This window comes from Idiomarina abyssalis (assembly GCF_019797805.1).
In the GTDB taxonomy this organism is placed as follows: domain Bacteria; phylum Pseudomonadota; class Gammaproteobacteria; order Enterobacterales; family Alteromonadaceae; genus Idiomarina; species Idiomarina abyssalis.
On sequence record NZ_CP081832.1, the window covers coordinates 714,409 to 731,883 of the forward strand.

At 46.5% G+C, this 17,475-nt stretch carries 19 protein-coding genes; 18 read left to right on the top strand and 1 reads right to left on the bottom strand.

Features of this window, described 5'->3' with window-relative positions:
* Positions 1-8: 8 nt before the first annotated feature.
* Positions 9-740, bottom strand: coding sequence for a flagellar basal body P-ring formation chaperone FlgA (gene flgA / locus K5X84_RS03320; protein ID WP_222236668.1), 732 nt, complete (start codon positions 738-740; stop codon positions 9-11).
* Positions 741-902: 162 nt separating this feature from the next.
* Between flgA and K5X84_RS03325 the strand changes: the two genes are divergently transcribed.
* From K5X84_RS03325 to K5X84_RS03410, 18 genes are all read left to right on the top strand, one after another.
* Positions 903-1,835 carry a chemotaxis protein CheV gene (locus K5X84_RS03325; RefSeq protein ID WP_222236669.1) on the top strand — a complete coding sequence of 311 codons (933 nt, stop codon included), beginning with the start codon at positions 903-905 and terminating at the stop codon, positions 1,833-1,835.
* A gap of 83 nt (positions 1,836-1,918) precedes the next feature.
* Entirely contained in the window at positions 1,919-2,755 is an 837-nt protein-coding gene (locus K5X84_RS03330; RefSeq protein ID WP_054486725.1) for a CheR family methyltransferase, read from the top strand.
* A 94-nt stretch (positions 2,756-2,849) separates the two neighbouring features.
* Positions 2,850-3,254 (top strand): flagellar basal body rod protein FlgB, encoded by a 405-nt coding sequence (gene flgB / locus K5X84_RS03335; protein ID WP_054486727.1) that lies wholly within the window; start codon positions 2,850-2,852, stop codon positions 3,252-3,254.
* Between the two features lie 6 nt (positions 3,255-3,260).
* On the top strand, positions 3,261-3,713 hold the full coding sequence (gene flgC, locus K5X84_RS03340; RefSeq protein WP_199493125.1) for a flagellar basal body rod protein FlgC: 453 nt from the start codon (positions 3,261-3,263) through the stop codon (positions 3,711-3,713).
* A gap of 14 nt (positions 3,714-3,727) precedes the next feature.
* Positions 3,728-4,411, top strand: a complete 684-nt coding sequence (flgD, locus tag K5X84_RS03345; protein WP_222236670.1) for a flagellar hook assembly protein FlgD — start codon at positions 3,728-3,730, stop codon at positions 4,409-4,411.
* Between the two features lie 15 nt (positions 4,412-4,426).
* Entirely contained in the window at positions 4,427-5,776 is a 1,350-nt protein-coding gene (gene flgE, locus K5X84_RS03350) for a flagellar hook protein FlgE (RefSeq protein ID WP_222236671.1), read from the top strand.
* Positions 5,777-5,885: 109 nt separating this feature from the next.
* Positions 5,886-6,629 (top strand): flagellar basal body rod protein FlgF, encoded by a 744-nt coding sequence (locus K5X84_RS03355; protein WP_222236672.1) that lies wholly within the window; start codon positions 5,886-5,888, stop codon positions 6,627-6,629.
* A 22-nt stretch (positions 6,630-6,651) separates the two neighbouring features.
* Positions 6,652-7,440 (top strand): flagellar basal-body rod protein FlgG, encoded by a 789-nt coding sequence (gene flgG, locus K5X84_RS03360; protein ID WP_054486737.1) that lies wholly within the window; start codon positions 6,652-6,654, stop codon positions 7,438-7,440.
* Positions 7,441-7,463: 23 nt separating this feature from the next.
* The gene (gene flgH / locus K5X84_RS03365) at positions 7,464-8,138 is read left to right on the top strand and encodes a flagellar basal body L-ring protein FlgH (protein ID WP_054486739.1); all 675 of its coding nucleotides are present in this window, start codon (positions 7,464-7,466) and stop codon (positions 8,136-8,138) included.
* Between the two features lie 10 nt (positions 8,139-8,148).
* Positions 8,149-9,249, top strand: a complete 1,101-nt coding sequence (locus K5X84_RS03370) for a flagellar basal body P-ring protein FlgI (RefSeq protein WP_222236673.1) — start codon at positions 8,149-8,151, stop codon at positions 9,247-9,249.
* A gap of 14 nt (positions 9,250-9,263) precedes the next feature.
* Complete coding sequence (gene flgJ, locus K5X84_RS03375) at positions 9,264-10,241, top strand: flagellar assembly peptidoglycan hydrolase FlgJ (RefSeq protein ID WP_222236674.1); 978 nt, start codon at positions 9,264-9,266, stop codon at positions 10,239-10,241.
* Between the two features lie 90 nt (positions 10,242-10,331).
* Positions 10,332-12,341, top strand: coding sequence for a flagellar hook-associated protein FlgK (gene flgK / locus K5X84_RS03380; RefSeq protein WP_222236675.1), 2,010 nt, complete (start codon positions 10,332-10,334; stop codon positions 12,339-12,341).
* A gap of 14 nt (positions 12,342-12,355) precedes the next feature.
* A complete protein-coding gene (gene flgL / locus K5X84_RS03385; RefSeq protein ID WP_222236676.1) occupies positions 12,356-13,564 on the top strand; it encodes a flagellar hook-associated protein FlgL in 1,209 nt (402 codons plus the stop codon).
* Between the two features lie 230 nt (positions 13,565-13,794).
* Positions 13,795-14,742: a flagellin N-terminal helical domain-containing protein gene (locus tag K5X84_RS03390; protein WP_222236677.1), complete on the top strand. Its 948-nt coding sequence runs from the start codon at positions 13,795-13,797 to the stop codon at positions 14,740-14,742.
* Positions 14,743-14,924: 182 nt separating this feature from the next.
* Complete coding sequence (locus tag K5X84_RS03395; protein ID WP_222236678.1) at positions 14,925-15,326, top strand: flagellar protein FlaG; 402 nt, start codon at positions 14,925-14,927, stop codon at positions 15,324-15,326.
* A 23-nt stretch (positions 15,327-15,349) separates the two neighbouring features.
* Positions 15,350-16,744, top strand: a complete 1,395-nt coding sequence (gene fliD / locus K5X84_RS03400) for a flagellar filament capping protein FliD (protein ID WP_222236679.1) — start codon at positions 15,350-15,352, stop codon at positions 16,742-16,744.
* Positions 16,745-16,765: 21 nt separating this feature from the next.
* Positions 16,766-17,191, top strand: coding sequence for a flagellar export chaperone FliS (fliS, locus tag K5X84_RS03405; protein ID WP_222236680.1), 426 nt, complete (start codon positions 16,766-16,768; stop codon positions 17,189-17,191).
* Between the two features lies 1 nt (position 17,192).
* On the top strand, positions 17,193-17,474 hold the full coding sequence (locus K5X84_RS03410; RefSeq protein ID WP_222236681.1) for a hypothetical protein: 282 nt from the start codon (positions 17,193-17,195) through the stop codon (positions 17,472-17,474).
* The last annotated feature ends 1 nt before the right edge of the window (position 17,475 follow it).

Sequence of the window (17,475 nt, forward strand, 5' to 3'; positions counted from 1 at the left end):
TAACAATTTTATAAATTGACGGTCACTTCATTTAATCCTGTGACAACAGCCTGTACCGATTTGTTCGACCGTGCGTTTTCAACAACCACAGATTCACCTTTAAGGCCATCAGCCAATGCCCTTCCGGCAGCAGTAATTCGCAATGTTTTATCCTGAGCTACTATTGTAACGCTTTGGCCCTCACATACAAGACAGGTGTCGCTGGCGCTTATTGCTTGCCCTGCGCTAATGCGCTTTTTAATGCGAGCGCCCACTAAAGCTGTTATGTCGGTGAATACATTGGAGCGCACACGGTTAAGGTCAATTTCAGAATAAACTAAGTCACTCTCGCTTATCATTTGCCCCGGCGACATTGGAGAAGCAGCTGTAACGACATTTTTATAATGATATATACGGACAGGCACGTAAGTTCGCCAGTGAGCGGCTGCAGTGCACTCGATTTCAATTGTCGTGTAACTGTCTAAAGTCGCGTTATTGGCTAAATCGACTTTCGGCTGTTGTGGGCAGACTTTTGGCGTCATGCGAGGGTCAAGGTTATTCGCAACAACTTCCACGCGTCCGTTATCAGGGGCTGATACTCTTTGCTCTACGTAATTGTGAGCCAACTCCTGTAAAGCTTTGTAGTCAAAGCGCAGGTTCTGCTTTTTACTGGTTTCATCCGCGTTAGCCGAGTCTATACCGGTAAACACTGCAGCAAAAATAAAAAGCGAACTGATCAGTAGCGATTTACGTACTATCATAAAAATTCCTGATGTTATTCGTTAAGGTTCTCTGGTCGAGTGCCGAAAAAAACGGTATAACGTCAAAAGTTCGGCAGTTCGATGGTTTCAGTATGGTTGTTGTTGATGTAAGCAAGTACCGTGCCGAAGTAGAGGTCCCCTGCCATATAACAGGAGTGAATAATGGCCAGTATTCTTGATTCAGTGAATCAACGCACACAAATGGTCGGACAAAACCGGCTGGAGCTTTTAATGTTTAACCTTAATGGCAGGCAGCGGTTTGGCATTAACGTATTTAAGGTGCGTGAAGTTCTGCCTTGTCCTAAACTGACCGCTATGCCTCGGCGAAACCCTCTTATTCGAGGTGTTGCGCACATTCGGGGGCAGGCTATTTCCATTATTGACTTAAGTATGGCGACTGGTGGGCCCGAGTTAACCGGTATTGAAAATCGCTTTGTAATTATTGCGGAGTACAACCGAACCATTCAGGGGTTCCTGGTGGGTGGAGTTGACCGCATTATTAATATTAACTGGGAAGATGTCATGCCACCGCCGAAAGGCACAGGCAGGGGCGCTTACTTAACAGCCGTTACTCAAATTGAGGATGAGCTGGTTGAGATTATCGATGTTGAGCGAATCCTTGCTGACATTATGCCAACCAATATGGACGTCAGCGACGATGTTGCCAATGCGCCAATCAACGTGGCAAAAGAAGATTTAACCATCTTAATTACTGATGACTCTTCAGTTGCCCGTAATCAGATTAAACGAGCGTTGCAGTCTTTAGGAATTTCGTTAGAGGTTAAGAAGAACGGTAAAGAAGCTTTAGACTATTTAAAAGAGAAGTCCAAAGAGGTTGGGGGGCTTGTGCATCCTCATGTTCCGGTATTAGTTTCTGACGTTGAGATGCCGGTAATGGATGGGTATACCTTAACCGCCGAAATTAAGGCTGATCCAAATTTGCGTGATGTTCACGTTATTTTGCATACATCATTGAGTGGCGTCTTTAATCAGGCTATGGTGAAGAAAGTTGGAGCCGATGATTTTATTGCAAAATTTCATCCGGATGAACTAGCGACCGCTGTTCAAAAATGGCTTAATACGGTTGTAGACTGACGTTTTACGTCAGGTGAGATATCGGACCTGGCGTGAACGTCAGGCTACGAAACAAAAACCGAAATGGAAGTAGTTTATATAACGTGTTGAATCGCGAATTAAGTTTATCGGAATATCAGGAATTTCGTCAGTTTCTGGAGCATCAGTGCGGAATTGTACTGGGTGAGAGCAAACTCTACCTGGTGAAGAGTCGTTTAGGCCCTTTGATGGGGCGTTTTAATGTCGACTCTTTAGCTGAACTGGTAAAACGTTCAATGAAAATTAGTGAACGTGCCTTACGTGCTGCGGTAATTGACGCAATGACCACCAACGAGACTTTGTGGTTCCGTGACACTTATCCGTTCGAAATTCTGAGTAACCGAATCTTCCCCGAATATAAAAATCATTCCGGACCTTTAAAAATATGGTCGGCTGCCTGTTCATCAGGACAAGAGCCGTATTCTATTGCGATGACGTATTTAGAGTATAAGGCGAAGAGTCCCGGCGCATTGCGTGCCGGAATAAAGGTAACGGCTACGGATATTTCGAATAAGGTTCTGGAGCAGTGTGGCATCGGAGAATATGACAGCCTTGCTTTGGCCCGCGGCTTGTCAGCAGAGCGACGTAAAAAGTTTTTCACCGACGCCGCAAGTAAGCCTGGTTCTATGAAAATAAAAGATGAACTTAAGCAATTCATTCACTTTCGTCATCTGAACTTATTGGACAGCTATTCTTTGTTGGGTAAGTTTGACGTAATTTTTTGCCGCAATGTTCTTATTTACTTTGCCCCGGAAGTAAAGCGGAAAATTATTGCCCAATTTCGGCAATCACTAAACCCCGGTGGCTATCTTTTCCTGGGTGCCTCAGAGTCTATTTCCGGACTCACCGACGATTTTGAAATGATCCGCTGCCAGCCCGGCATTATTTACAGAAGAAAATAACCTGCCGCAGAGAATACCTGTTAGAAACCTCTTGTAATTAAACTGGCACGCTTCCTGCATTGTCTTCACCATCGAACACTGTGGAGACAAAAATATGGCACTTTCCATGGATAAACTTATGGGAATACAGCAACACACGCTGGGTATACGTACTCAGCGAGCGGAGCTTATTGCCAATAATATCGCCAATGCCGATACCCCTGGCTACAAAGCGAAAGGTCTGGACTTCCAGCAAGCGTTGCAACAAGCGCAGCGTGGTATGGAAAACCATAAAATGGCACGCACCCACGAAAAACACTTCAGCGTTGAGATAAAACCTCAGGGTACAGAGAAGTTCCGAGTTCCATCACAGCCGGATACCGGTGACGGTAATACCGTTGATGTGCAGTTGGAACAAAACTTGTATGCACAAAATGCACTGGAATATGAAATGACCATGAACTTTCTCGACGGCCGTATTAGTGGCGTGAAGAAAGCCTTGGGCGGACAAGGGAGATAATAAGTCATGAGTCTGTTTAATATTTTTAATGTGACCGGTTCTGCCATGAGTGCGCAGTCAGTACGACTGAACACAACGGCAAGTAACCTGGCCAATGCCAACTCGGTAAGTAGCAGTATTGATGAAACCTACCGAGCGAGAAACCCGGTTTTCGCAACGGCTTTAGCGGATGCCAGAGGGGATTATAAAGGTAATAGTCTGACTAATCAGACTCAGGCAGGACAGGCCGCAGGCGTTAAGGTTTTGGGAATCGTTGAAAGCCAGGACCCACTACAAATTGAATATGCTCCAAATCATCCTATGGCTGACGAGAGTGGCTACATCTATCGGCCTAACGTTAACACTATGGAAGAGATGGCAAATATGATTTCGGCTTCGCGTTCCTACCAGACAAATGTGCAGGTAGCGGACACTGCCAAAACAATGACACAGCGTTTATTGCGTCTGGGTCAAGGGTAAGCAGGAGATAACAAATGGAAGGCGTAAGCAATAATTCCTACATCGATGGCATGAAGTGGAAGAAGGATGAAGGTGCCGAGTATGCTGATCCGGATGAACAGCAAAAACTCGAGCAGGAAGACTTCTTCAAGCTGTTAACCGAGCAGTTGAATATGCAAGACCCATCTAAGCCGGTTGAGAATGATCAAATGATTGCTCAGATGACCAGCTTTACTATGGCGGAAGGTATCAGTGGCTTGTCGGATCGCTTTGACCAGTTTGCAAATGATATGACTTCAAATCAGGCGCTACAGGCTTCAACTATGGTTGGTCGCAAAGTTCTGGTGCCGACAGACCAGGCCAACCTTGAGTCAGGCGCTGGAGTTACGGGAATGATAGCAACACCGCAGTCAGCCCAGAATGTGAAAATTAATATTAAGGACTCAACCGGAGCCTTGGTTAAAACCATTAATTTGGGAGATATGCCTCAAGGCACGAAAGAGTTTGAGTGGGACGGAACAATGTCTGACGGCTCGGAAGCCCCGGCTGGAAATTATTCCTTCTCGGTAAATGCCAGTGTCGGTGGCCAGACTGAAGAATTACCCATACAGATGCACGCTCGCGTGCAAAGTGTCAGCACCGGCGGTGATCGCGGTGTGGTTTTGAATCTTAAAGGATTAGGTGGCATCAAGCTTTCTGATGTGACTGAAATTAGCTAACAGGTGAGGTGACTTATGTCATTTAATATTGCACTCAGCGGAATCAACGCATCGCAGAAAGATCTGGATACGACCGCGAATAATATTTCAAACGTGAAAACAACGGGCTTTAAACAGTCCCGAGCAGAGTTTGCGGACGTTTATGCGACGAGCATTTTTAACGCAGGTAACACAAAAGTGGGTGACGGTGTTTTAACCTCGTCGGTGGCGCAGCAGTTTAGCCAGGGAACACTGGACTTCACTGAAAACTCGTTGGATATGGCTATTTCAGGTAACGGCTTTTTTGCGACTACCGATGGCCTTGGCTCACGTGATATGACTTATACCCGTTCAGGTGCTTTTAAGTTAAACGATGACAAGTTCATCGTTGATAACCAAGGTAACTATCTACAGGGCTACCAAGTTGACCGTAACAGTGGTACCGCATCATCGGTGGCTTTGGCTACGACTCAACCTATTCGTATTCCGGATGTAGCTGGTGCACCACAAAATACCGATAATGTCTTTACTGCTTTTAACGTTGATGCGCGTCGCTCACCGATAGATGGCGCTGCTAACCCATTTGATCCTGATACACCAAGTACGTATCACAGCTCTACTTCTGCAACTATCTATGATTCATTAGGTGAGTCACATACATTATCGACTTACTATGTGAAACGGGATAATAACCAATGGGACGTTTACGCCACTTTTGATGGTGATGAAATCGACTTAGCTCCGACGGGAACAGCGGTAGCATCCCCTGATACCTCAATTAATGGCAACTCAGGGTTACGCCTAACCTTTTTAGGAAACGGTGAGCCGGATGTTCCAGCCGGACAAACGACGTTTGATCCCGGTTCAATTGACTTGTCAGGTAATAACGCCGCGGGCGACCCGTATTTAAACAACGGTGCAGATGCCCAAACGGTCCAGTTTAACTTCCAGGATCTTTCGGGTACTACCAGTCCTACTCAGTTTGCTTCAGATTTTGAGGTGACTAACCTTGATCAGGATGGCAGCACAGTTGGACGCTTAACGAACGTGGATATTGATAAGTCAGGTTTAATTGCGGCAACTTACTCTAATGGTGATGTTCAGTACCTGGGTCAGGTTTCCATTGTTCGCTTTGCTAATGAACAAGGCCTGACGCAAATTGGTGGTACCAAGTGGCGTGAGAGCATTGACTCGGGCGAGCCGCTTTCTGGTGAAGCGAATACCGGTACTTTTGGTGGTATTGAAGCTTCTGCGCTTGAAAACTCAAACGTTAACCTGACCAAAGAGTTGGTTGACTTAATTACAGCGCAACGTAACTTCCAGGCAAACTCACGTTCGCTTGAAGTTAATAACACCATTAATCAGACCATTCTTCAGATTCGTTAATCGCTTTTATCTGTCGATTAAAAAGACGCCTTCGGGCGTCTTTTTTTGTTTCTGGCATGAAATCTGCATTATCAAACGCATATGACAAAATTTTGGCTGGAGGTCAGCTATGGACAAGATGCTATGGGTAGCGATGAGCGGCGCAAAGGAGAATATGAACTCCGTTGCCGTACGCGCCAATAACTTAGCTAACGCCAATACCACGGCATTTAAAGCCGACTTACAACAGGCAAGGGCAATGCAGGCCTTTGGTGAAGGTTTGCCGACTCGTGTGTTTTCTATGACAGAAAGCCCGGGGCAAAACTTTGCCAGTGGGGCAATACAGGCGACCGGACGTAACATGGATGTTGCGATTAAAGACCAGGGCTGGATTGCGGTCGACGACGGTAATGGCAATGAGCGTTACACCCGAAATGGCAGTCTGGAAGTTGGCACCGATGGCATGTTGAAAAACTCCAATGGTCAGACGGTATTGGGTGACAATGGCCCTATTTTTGTGCCGATGCCGATTGATAATTTGGTTATAGGCTCGAACGGGAATGTGTCGATTCGTCCAATGGGCGCGCCGGCGGATGCTATGGAGGTGGTTGACCGGATTAAGTTGGTGAACCCACCGAACGGTAATATAGAAAAAGGTAATGATGGTCTGTTTAAGCTAAAAGACGGGCAACAGGCTTTTGCGGATGCCAACGTGAAACTGGAAATTGGCGCTCTGGAAGGGAGCAATGTCAATAGTGTCGAAGAAATGACACATATGATCGCATTGCAGCGCCAGTACGAAATGAACGTCAAATTAATGAAGACGGCCGATGAGAACGCACAGCGCTCAGAATCGCTGATGAGAATGAGCTAATCGTAGCCCGAGGAGAAACACTATGAACCCAGCATTATGGATAAGTAAAACCGGACTGGATGCGCAGCAACGCGATATTTCAGTCATTTCCAACAACCTGGCGAACTCCAGCACGATTGGCTTTAAGAAAAGCCGGGCGGTGTTCGAAGATTTGCTGTACCAAAACATTAATCAGCCAGGCGGTCAGTCCGCACAGGACACTGAGCTACCTAATGGTTTGATGCTTGGTGCCGGTACCAAAGTAGTTGCAACGCAAAAAGCACATACCCAGGGTAATGTTCAGACAACGGACAACTCACTGGATGTGATGATTGACGGTAAAGGCTTCTTTCAGGTGTTGATGCCGGATGGAAACATTTCCTATACCCGTAATGGTCAGTTTTCACTGAACGAAGAAGGTGAAATGGTAACGTCAGGTAACGGTTATACCATAGAGCCGGCTATCCAGATTCCTGAAGACGCGATGTCGGTAAGTATTTCGCAAGAAGGTGAAGTAACGGTTACTCAACCCGGCAACCCGGACAATGTTGTTGTCGGGCAGCTTAACCTGGTTAACTTTATTAACCCGGCGGGCTTACAACCTATGGGTCAGAATTTATATAAAGAGACAGCCGTAAGTGGTGCGCCTTTAGAAGCCGTTCCCGGTGTTGACGGAATGGGGAATACCATTCAGGGCGCGCTGGAAACCTCAAATGTGAATGTAACTGAAGAGCTGGTGAATCTGATTGAAAGTCAACGGGGTTACGAGATGAATTCAAAAGTGATTTCTTCTGTAGACCAGATGTTGAGCTATGTGAATCAGCAGCTTTAATTGAATAAATAGCGGGTGAGTCTATGCGTTTTTTACTTTTTACTTTAACAGCGTTGGTCATGGCGGGGTGTGCGCAAACGCCACATAAACCGATGCCAAATGACCCATATTACGCACCCGTATTACCGGAAGAGCGTGCCCAGCCCGTTGTACCAACAGGCTCTCTATTTCAGGACGCTTACGCAGACAACCTGTATTCCGATATTAAAGCGCGGCGGTTAGGCGACATTATTACTGTGACGCTACAGGAACAGACAACGGCCAGCAAAACGGCAACCACTGAAACCTCAAAAGAGAGTTCGGCAGAACTCGGCGCACCAACGATGTTTGGGCGTGATATTACCGTTGGCGGTAACCCTTTATCGGCAGGCGTAAATGGCACCAGAAACTTCAGCGGTGACGGAAGCTCTGATCAGAGTAATCAGCTTAACGGTGAGATTACCGTTACGGTTATAAAAGTACTGCCAAACGGTAATTTAATTGTTCGGGGTGAAAAGTGGATGCGAATTAATACCGGCGACGAGTACATTCGTTTAACCGGTATGATCCGGCCTCAGGATATTACTGCAGCTAACCAGATCCCATCCACTCGCGTGGCGAACGCGCGCATAGAGTACTCGGGTACAGGCAGTCTGGCGCAAGTTCAGGAGCAGGGTTGGTTAACTCGGTTCTTCAACAGCCCAGTATGGCCATTCTAAGGAGTAAGGCATGAGAACGGTTAAATTCATTGCACTTTTGGTCAGCCTGATGTCAATGCTGGTTGCTCCGGTACAGGCTTCACGCATCAAAGATATTGCGTCGGTTCAGGGCATTCGTGACAACCAACTTATTGGTTATGGTCTGGTAGTCGGTTTACCGGGAACGGGTGAACAGACGCCGTTTACCGATCAGACATTCCGCACCATGCTGGGTAATTTCGGCATTAATATTCCAGCTAATGAACGACCCAAAATTGATAATGTGGCGGCCGTTGCTGTGCATGCCAACTTACCGGCTTTTGCTAAACCAGGTCAAAAGATTGATGTGACGGTTTCTTCTGTAGGTAGCGCAGACAGTTTGACCGGCGGTACTTTGTTACAAACCTTTTTGAAAGGTGCCAATGGTGAAGTTTATGCGGTTGCGCAGGGCAGCCTAATTGTGGGCGGCTTAGGCGCCGAAGGTAATGATGGTTCCCGTATTGTTATTAACACGCCGACGGTCGGTCGAATTCCGAATGGTGGCGTCGTTGAGCGTGAGGTTCTGTCCGGTTTTGGCTCTTCCGATTACTTTACCTTTAACCTGCACCAGTCAGACTTTACGACAGCCAAGCGTATGGCAGAAACCATCAACGGTTTAGTTGGTGAAGGCACAGCACAGGCGGTAGACGCGACTTCCGTGCGGGTGAGGGCACCTCGAGATATGAATCAGCGGGTTAGCTACATGTCGACACTGGAAAACCTGGAAGTGCAACAAGCCTCGGCGGCCGCGAAAATTATTGTGAACTCGCGTACAGGGACTATTGTGGTTGGTCAGAACGTTGAACTGCGCCCTGCAGCCGTTGCACACGGCAACATGCAGGTGACCATTGCCGAGAACGTGAATGTGGATCAGCCAAACCCCTTTGGTCAGGGAGAGACTGTTGTTACACCCCAGTCGATAATTGACGTCAATCAGGATGATGCCCGTATGTTTGTTTTCGAGCCTGGAACCACGCTGAATGATTTGGTTCGCGCAGTGAATCAAATTGGGGCAGCTCCCAGCGACATGATTGCTGTCCTGGAAGCATTGAAACAAGCCGGTGCGTTATCTGGCGAGCTCATTGTAATCTAGCGGCGGTTTAAACTATGACGGTTTCAGACTCTCATCTAAAGCAAGCGCAGCACGCCATGGACACCCACAGCCTGGACGGGCTGCGGAAGCGTGCGTTCAAGCCCGATGACAAAGAAGCCTTGATGGAAGCCGCGCAGCAGTTTGAAGCCATATTCCTGAATATGGTGATGGGCAGTATGCGTAAAGCCAACGCCGTGTTTGAAAAAGACAACTTGTTGGATAACCGTTACACCAATATGTACCGCGATATGTATGACCAGCAGCTGACTTCAGAACTGTCCAGCCAGGGAACCCTGGGCTTGGCTGAGTTGATGGTAAAGCAGTTAGGTGGTGACGACAGTTATGTTCCGGCATCAATGAACCGCAACGGCGCGAACCTTGACGACCCGCGCATGAAGAACCGCGCCGACATGAGCAATGCCTCGCAGAAAGTCAGTGACCAGGGCGGCATTGATGCGGGTCTGTATTACGGGAATCAGCGAGTGAATACCGCCAAACTGAGCGATGGCGATGCGACTTTTAATTCCCCGCAAAGCTTTATTGCTGCGCTAAAACCTCATGCCGAGAGAATCGCCAAAGAAGCCGGTTTAAATCCGGATGTTCTGATGGCGCAGGCGGCACTGGAAACCGGCTGGGGCAAGCGTTTGGTACCAGGGCGTCACGGCGGTTCCAGTAACAACCTGTTCAACATTAAAGCGGATACGCGCTGGGAAGGCGATAAGTCTCATGTCAGCACCCTGGAGTTTGACGGTGAAGTCGCCCGCAAAGAGCGCGCAGCGTTTCGTTCATACGCCAATGTGGAACAGAGCTTGCAGGACTACGTAAACTTTATAAAAGAACATCCGCGTTACCAGCAGGCACTAAAAGTCGCTGATAATCCGAAGCAGTATACGCAAGCACTGCAGGACGCCGGTTACGCGACCGATCCGCAATACGCACAAAAGATTCAGTCGGTATTAAATAACCCGGCTTTTATTGATAAAGAAATTTAGGAATGCGGCAGGCGGCAAAAAATTGCCGTGTTGGCTAAATAATATTCGCTCGGTGCCGATAACGGTCATAGAGTAACTGGAGAATCATCGATGAGTTTTGACTTATTACAACTCGGTAAAAACGGGATACTGGCACACCAGCGTAGCCTGCAGACGACCGGTCAAAACATTAACAATGCAAATACGCCAAGCTACGTGCGAGAGCGTACAGAATACCTTGAGTCTTCTTACGGCGGGCTTGAGCGTGTTCGTGTGCAGAGAATGATTGATGAGTTCGCCAACCGACAACTACGTACCGACATTTCCAAAGTTAGCTATTATGAAGCTAACCTTCAGCAGGCAGAACAGCTCGATACTTTGCTAGGTGACAGTACAACTAACGTGTCATCCAGTATTGAAAATTTCTTCAATACGCTGCAAGACGCTAATAATGATCCAGGCTCAGTAACGGCTCGTCAGCTTATTTTGGCCGACGCCGATGCAATGGTGACTAAGTTCAATGACTTTTCCGGTTATCTGAATGACCAAAAAGATATCATTAATGACCGACTCAAGTTGTCTACGGATCGCATTAATTCTATCGCTGAGAATATTGGTAGCCTGAACGAACGGATTTTTGCTTCACAGGGCGGCAGTAATGCAAATGGTGATACCAACGCGCTGATGAACCAGCGGGACGAAGAGTTGCGTAAGCTGGCCGAGCTGGTTCAGTTCAGTGTCATCGAACGTGACAATGGCGGTTTAAGTGTGCACCTGAAAAATGGGCAACCTTTAGTCCTGGAAGATGGGCGATTTAATTCAGTAGCGGTTAAGAATAATCCTAACACTGAGCGTCTGGAGTTTATGCTTCAGAAAGAACATGGTGGTGGCAGTAAAAGCGAATTCTTAGTGCCGGTTGATGAAGTTGGTGGTCAGGTAGGCGGTTACCTCGAGTACCGAGATGAAACCTTAATGCCAACTCAAAGACGTTTAGGCCAGTTGGCTGTGCGTATTGCTGATAGCCTTAATACTCAGAACCAAAAAGGTATGGATCTTGATAATCAATTGGGACGTAAGCTCTTTGACTTGTCTTTGACTGAAGCCTCCGGTCTGGCATACGACGAAAATACCGGCAATGCTGAAGTAACTGCGCTGGTGTTAGAAGGCAACAGTGAATCCTTTCCTTCTGAAAACCTGCAGGTGACAATGACCAGCGCAACAGATTACGAAGTTGTGGCTGTGGACGCTCAGGGCAAACCTCTGGACGGTGCTGATGTTGTTACCGGTACTTTAACCGCCGGTAGTGCTGACATTGTTGAGTATGGTATTTCTTTAAATGTTGCGAATACAGCAAACGCCGGAGATAAATTTTTAGTAAAACCAGCAGAGAGTGCGGCTTCTGAAATCAGTTTAGCGGTTCGCCGGCCCGAGGATATTGCGCTTGCGAGCCCTGTTCGTGTGAAAGACGGCATGGATAACCAAGGCGCTGCCAGTATTGAACTGAGTGCTATTAACACCCCCGACGACTACTACGATACAGCCAATAATACATTGCTGGACAGTGCTCCGGCGCGCATAGAAATAACGGGCAAGACAGGTAACTCGTATGACCTGGAAGTTTTTGCTAAAGATGGCACCAGTTTAGGTACGGTTACAGGAACAACCGATCTAGACGGAGTTCTAGCGCAAGCAGGCTTAGCTGACCCTGATTACGATGTAGATATAAACGGAGAACCTGCTGTAGGTGATTCTTATGAAATGGAATACAACCTCAACGGCTTTGATGACAATAGTAATGGCCAGGAACTGTCTGATCTGCAACGCCAACAACTTGTACGCCGTGACGGTGCGGAAGACTTTGAACCGACTATGACCTTTAATGAAAGTTATGGTCGTTTGGTGTCGGATGTTGGTAGTAAGGTGAGCCAGAATCGCGTATTGCGTGAATCAGCTGAAGCAATTAAGGGCCAAACCGAAGCTTTGTATGAGTCACAGTCAGGTGTGAACCTGGAAGAAGAAGCGGCTAATTTGATTCAGTATCAGCAGGCTTATACTGCATCGGCCCGCATTATTACAACGTCGCAGACCATTTTCGATACGCTGCTGCGTTCGTTAGGTTAAAGAGGTGAGATAAGATGAGATTAAGTACCAGTTTATTTTATCAGCGAGCCCAGGACAGCCTGACAACGTCTCAGTCTCGACTGGACAAAGTGCAACTGCAGTTGACGAAACAAACCCGTATTCTGAGCCCGGCGGATGACCCGATCGGTAATTCACAGGTGTTGGCTCTGGATGAAAAGCTCGCGCAAAATGCGCAGTTTGACCGTAACTCAGTAACGCTGGAGAATAATCTGCGCCGTGAAGAGAGCGTACTGTCTAATATGGTTGACTATGTTCAGCGCGCTCGTACCTTAGCTGTTCAGGCAGGGAACGGCAGTTTGTCAGCTGAAAACCGGGAGGCTGTTGCGCTTGAACTGCGAAATATTGAACAGGCCTTGTTTGACTTCACTAATGCTCAGGACGAAGCCGGTGAATACATTTTTGCTGGCTATCAAAACCGTATTCAACCAATGGAATACGATAACGCATCCGAGTCTTACTCTTACCGCAGCGATGATGGGCAACGAAAAATTCAGTTATCACCCAGCCTGTATCTTCCGGCAGGTGACCCGGGCAGTAAAGTGTTCAACGGGTTATCCAAGCGTGTCGATATAGACTTCACTGCAGGAGATAACTTGGTTAAGAGTTTAAAAGCTGCTGATAGAGAAGCGCTTGCCAATTATTGGGATGCCGGGGATCCTGACACTCAATCTGCAAGCATTCAGTTTGGTGCCGGAACATACGATGTTCTTGATGGTGGCGGCAACGTAGTACAGGCGGCTGTACCTTATAATCCAGGCGATACCATTACCTACAATGGTGTTGAAATTGAAACAACCAATGATGTTGCTAACGGTGACGTTATTGATTTTGACATTGGTGAACCGGTGTCTAGAAACTTGGTGACTCAGGTAGCTGATTTGGCAAATGCGCTGGAAAACTCCGGTCCTGAAGATAAAGGTTTTTTCCGTGAGGAAATTGCCTCTTCTTTAGATTCTTTCGATGATGCAATTTCAAGTCTTACGGATACTCAGGCAAAAGTCGGCGCTCGTTTAAATGTTCTGGAGAGCTCCAAGCTAAGTAATGCAGATATTGAGATTATTAATAAGAAAGCACGCTCAGATATTGCAGACGTTGATTATTCGACAGCAGTGACTGACCTCATTAAAAACGAAACAATTTACTCAGCCGCCCAACAGGTATTTTCCCGGGTGAGTCGTTTAAGTTTGTTTGACTATATCTAATACACCCCTGTGGCCTGACGTTAACGTCAGGTCGCTGATTTCAGCTGACGTAATTGTCAGGCTAAAAAAATCTAAAAATTTTTCAAAAAAAGATTAAAGCTCCCCAAACTCCTGCCGATACCCTTTGTGAGAGGAAATTTTAACCAGGCGAAACACGAAGCCGAACACTTCCTCCAGCTTGGCAACAACGATTGAATCCAAGCTTAGGCCAGAAACTGAGGAGCATTATTATGCCTTTATATGTAAATACTAACGTCAGCTCATTGAACGCACAGCGTCAGCTGATCAGCTCAGGTAACTCGCTTGACCAGGCATTCGAACGTTTGTCGTCAGGCTTCCGTATCAACAGCGCAGCAGATGATGCTGCAGGTCTGCAAATCTCAAACCGCTTAGGTTCACAGATTGACGGCCTTAACCAGGGTAACCGTAACGCTAACGACGGTATCTCTTTGGCGCAAACAGCTGAAGGTGCATTGGACGAAATTACCAATACTTTCCAGCGCGTTCGTACTTTGGCGCAGCAAGCTTCTAACGGTTCTAACACTGACGAAGACCGTGTTGCAATCCAGGAAGAAATTGATGCCCTGATGACCGAAGTTAACCGTATTGCAAGTGACACTACTTTCGGTGGCCAGAACTTGCTTGACGGTAGTTATTCAGCTAATTTCCAGGTCGGTGCGGATGCAAACCAAACCATTGGTATTACTATGACTGGGGTTGCTGGTAACGATATCAGCGCGGAAGGAGGATTTACGCTCTCTGGTATCGCAAGTGTTGCTTCAGCCGTAACAGGGAACCAAGTATCCAGCATCGTTGGTACAGCCTATGCTGCAGCTGCAGACAATGCAAGTTTTGCTGCAATGTTTGAGTCAGGAACAATTTCTGTAACTTCAGAAGCTAACGCACAAGTTGTTTTAGCTGGCATGGACTCAATGGTTGCAGTTGTTGATAAGAAACGTGCTGAACTGGGTGCTACTCAGAACCGTTTCCAGTCAACTATTCGCAACCAGGGTAACGTTTCTGAAAACCTGAACGAAGCAAAATCACGTATTAAAGACGCTGACTTTGCCGCTGAAACAGCAAAACTGACTCAGGCTCAGATTCTGCAGCAGGCTTCTCAGACTATCCTTGCGCAGGCTAACCAGCGTCCACAGGCGGCTCTACAGCTGCTTGGATAATCTCTTCAGAGATAATCCGTTTACGCTTAAAAACCGGAGCTTTCGCTCCGGTTTTTTTATGTCTAAAAAAAGTACAATAAAAAATTAAAGTTTCTATTAAGGTCAGCCGATAACAAACATGGATAAGTGTTTTAAGTGCGCATGTGTGCTTAAATAGTATAAACAAAGTAATGGTGATCATTATGGCTGAACTTAAACTTGAAAGCTCTCAGCTTGCTTATAATGTTTCAACCGATAGAACCACGCCTTCTCCAGTTGTTGAAAAGAAAGAAAAGGTTATTGACACGGTTCAACAAGTGAAACAAGAAGGGCAAGAGAAGCAAACTGACGCTAAGGCCAGTAAAAAGTCGGTAGCTGAGGTTGTAGAAGAAATGAATCAATCCGATGCAATTCGTAGTACCAGCCTTCAGTTTGTTATTGAAGAGCGCGGTGAACCACCGGTTGTTCAAGTGGTCGATAGAGATAGCGGTGAGATGATTCGCCAAATTCCATCCGAGCTGGTAGTGAAACTTTCTAAAGCTTTGGATGAAATGGCCGATAAGAACTCAGAGCGTACGGGTATTTTACTCGACCAGCAAATTTAATGTAGTAGGAGAGGGGAACGACTATGCCTTTATTTTCTTCCGCAGGTGTAGGTTCTGGTTTAGATCTGGAATCGATTATTAAATCGACGGTTGCTGCGACTAATCAGCCTAAGCAAGCACAGTTTGCACGCGCAGAGCAGCGCTATTCGACTGAGCTTTCTGCGTTAGGAGCGGTTAAGTCAGCCCTCTCTAAGCTAGATGATGTTTTAGGAAAGCTTGCCGACCCTGACGAGTTTGCAAAGCGTACAGCAACGGTTACGCAACCAGCATCTGGCGATGTTATTTCGTTTTCTGCAGGAACAGATGCGACCTCTGGTAACTTTGATATTGCGGTTAACCAATTAGCGCAAGGTTCTCGTGCTGTTTCCACTGACGGAGCCTTTACCTCTTCTGAGCAGGTTATCACTTCGCAGGCAAGCACTCTAACCTTTGGCGCTGGCGCGGAAAGCTTTTCTGTCGCTGTTGATGCCAATGCGACTCTCGAAGATATTCGACAAGCCGTTAATAATTCAACGGACAATATTGGTGTAACTGCTAACATTATAAATACAGGAACCGAAGCGAAGCTGGTTTATAGTTCAGAGATAACTGGCGCTGGTAATGATTTAGAAGTCACTAACGATAATGCTGAGCTTGATGCCTTGTCGACAGTGGCTAATGGCGGTGGTGCGGGCGGCATGACTATTGCCGCGGGTGATGAAGCTACAGATGCTGAGATTGTCATTGACGGTATTGTCGCAACCAATAGTACCAATACTTTTACTGACGTGATTCAAGGGTCAACAGTGACAGCTGAAGCTGTTAGCGAAGCCGGTGAGTCAGCCTCGGTTGATATTGGCCGTGATCGCGAAGGTGTTACGAAGCTAGTTGATGAATTCATAAAAAGCTATAACGCTGTAGTCGACATTATGGATAAAGCGACCGATACCGGTCAGCCGTTGCAGGCAGATGCGACCATGCGAGGTTTGCAACGTCAGATGGTCAGTACATTATCAGCTAAAGTTAATAATGCCGGTGACTTTGAGACACTCTTCGATATCGGTTTAAGCCTCAATGATGAGGGTAAGCTAGAGAAAACCAATGTCGTAAGAAGCTTTGACGAAGCACTTGATCAGGATCTTGATTCTGTAGCCAGTGTATTTTCTGGTACAGGCGGGTTTGCGAAGCAATTTGAAGGGTTAATGGATAACTACATTAATTCGACCGGTTCTATTTCATTTCGTGAAAAAGCGTTGAATGAAAGCCTTGACCGTGTGGATGATGATCGCGAACGTCACTCATACAGAATGGAACAGTTAGAAGCTCGGCTTCGTGAAAAGTACACGGGTTTGGATACGATGCTGGCTCAAATGCAAAATACTCAGCAATATTTATCTGCACAGCTTTCAAACCTTCCTGGTTTTGGCGGTAAAGATTAATAAAGCGTTGGAGGAGTAGAAATGAATAAAAAGTTGAAAGGTTACACTCAGGGTTCATTAAGGGCGCGAGTAGCTGGTGCAGATCCCTACCAACTCATTCAAATGCTGTTCGCTGGAGCTTTAGAAAGCTTAAGTTATGCTAAAGGGGCCATTCAGCGAAAAGATTTAGAAAAGAAAGGTCAGTGTATCAGTCGAGCATCAGCGATTATCGAATCATTGCGTTCAAGCTTAGATATGGAAGTTGGCGGTGAAATATCAAGTAACTTGAATGACTTATACATTTATATGCTAGACCGGTTAAGTGACGCAGCAGTAAATAATGATCCTAAAACCCTCGATGAAGTGGCTGATTTAATTAAGCAAATTAAATCAGCTTGGGATTCAATACCCGTCACCGATAGAGATGTTGCGTTCAGTAAACAGCAATCGGCGGTATCGGGAGCTTAATGTGATACGCACAGTTTCCTGCCTCCTCAAAGAATTAGGAAATGAATCACTAACTGATGAGGAATTGACGGATATTATCCGTGAGATTCCGGCAGCTGTGGGTGTTCTCATGTCTGATGGGGGAGTATCGGATGCGGAGAAGGGTAAGCGTATTCTTGAGCTACAGACGAAAATAAGCGAATTGGAGCAAATAAAAAGTGGTGAGTTAGAAGAGATTCAAGGCGTAATTGGCCAGTTTAAGAACAACCAGAAGAAACTGGATCACTATCACAAACAGGATTAAA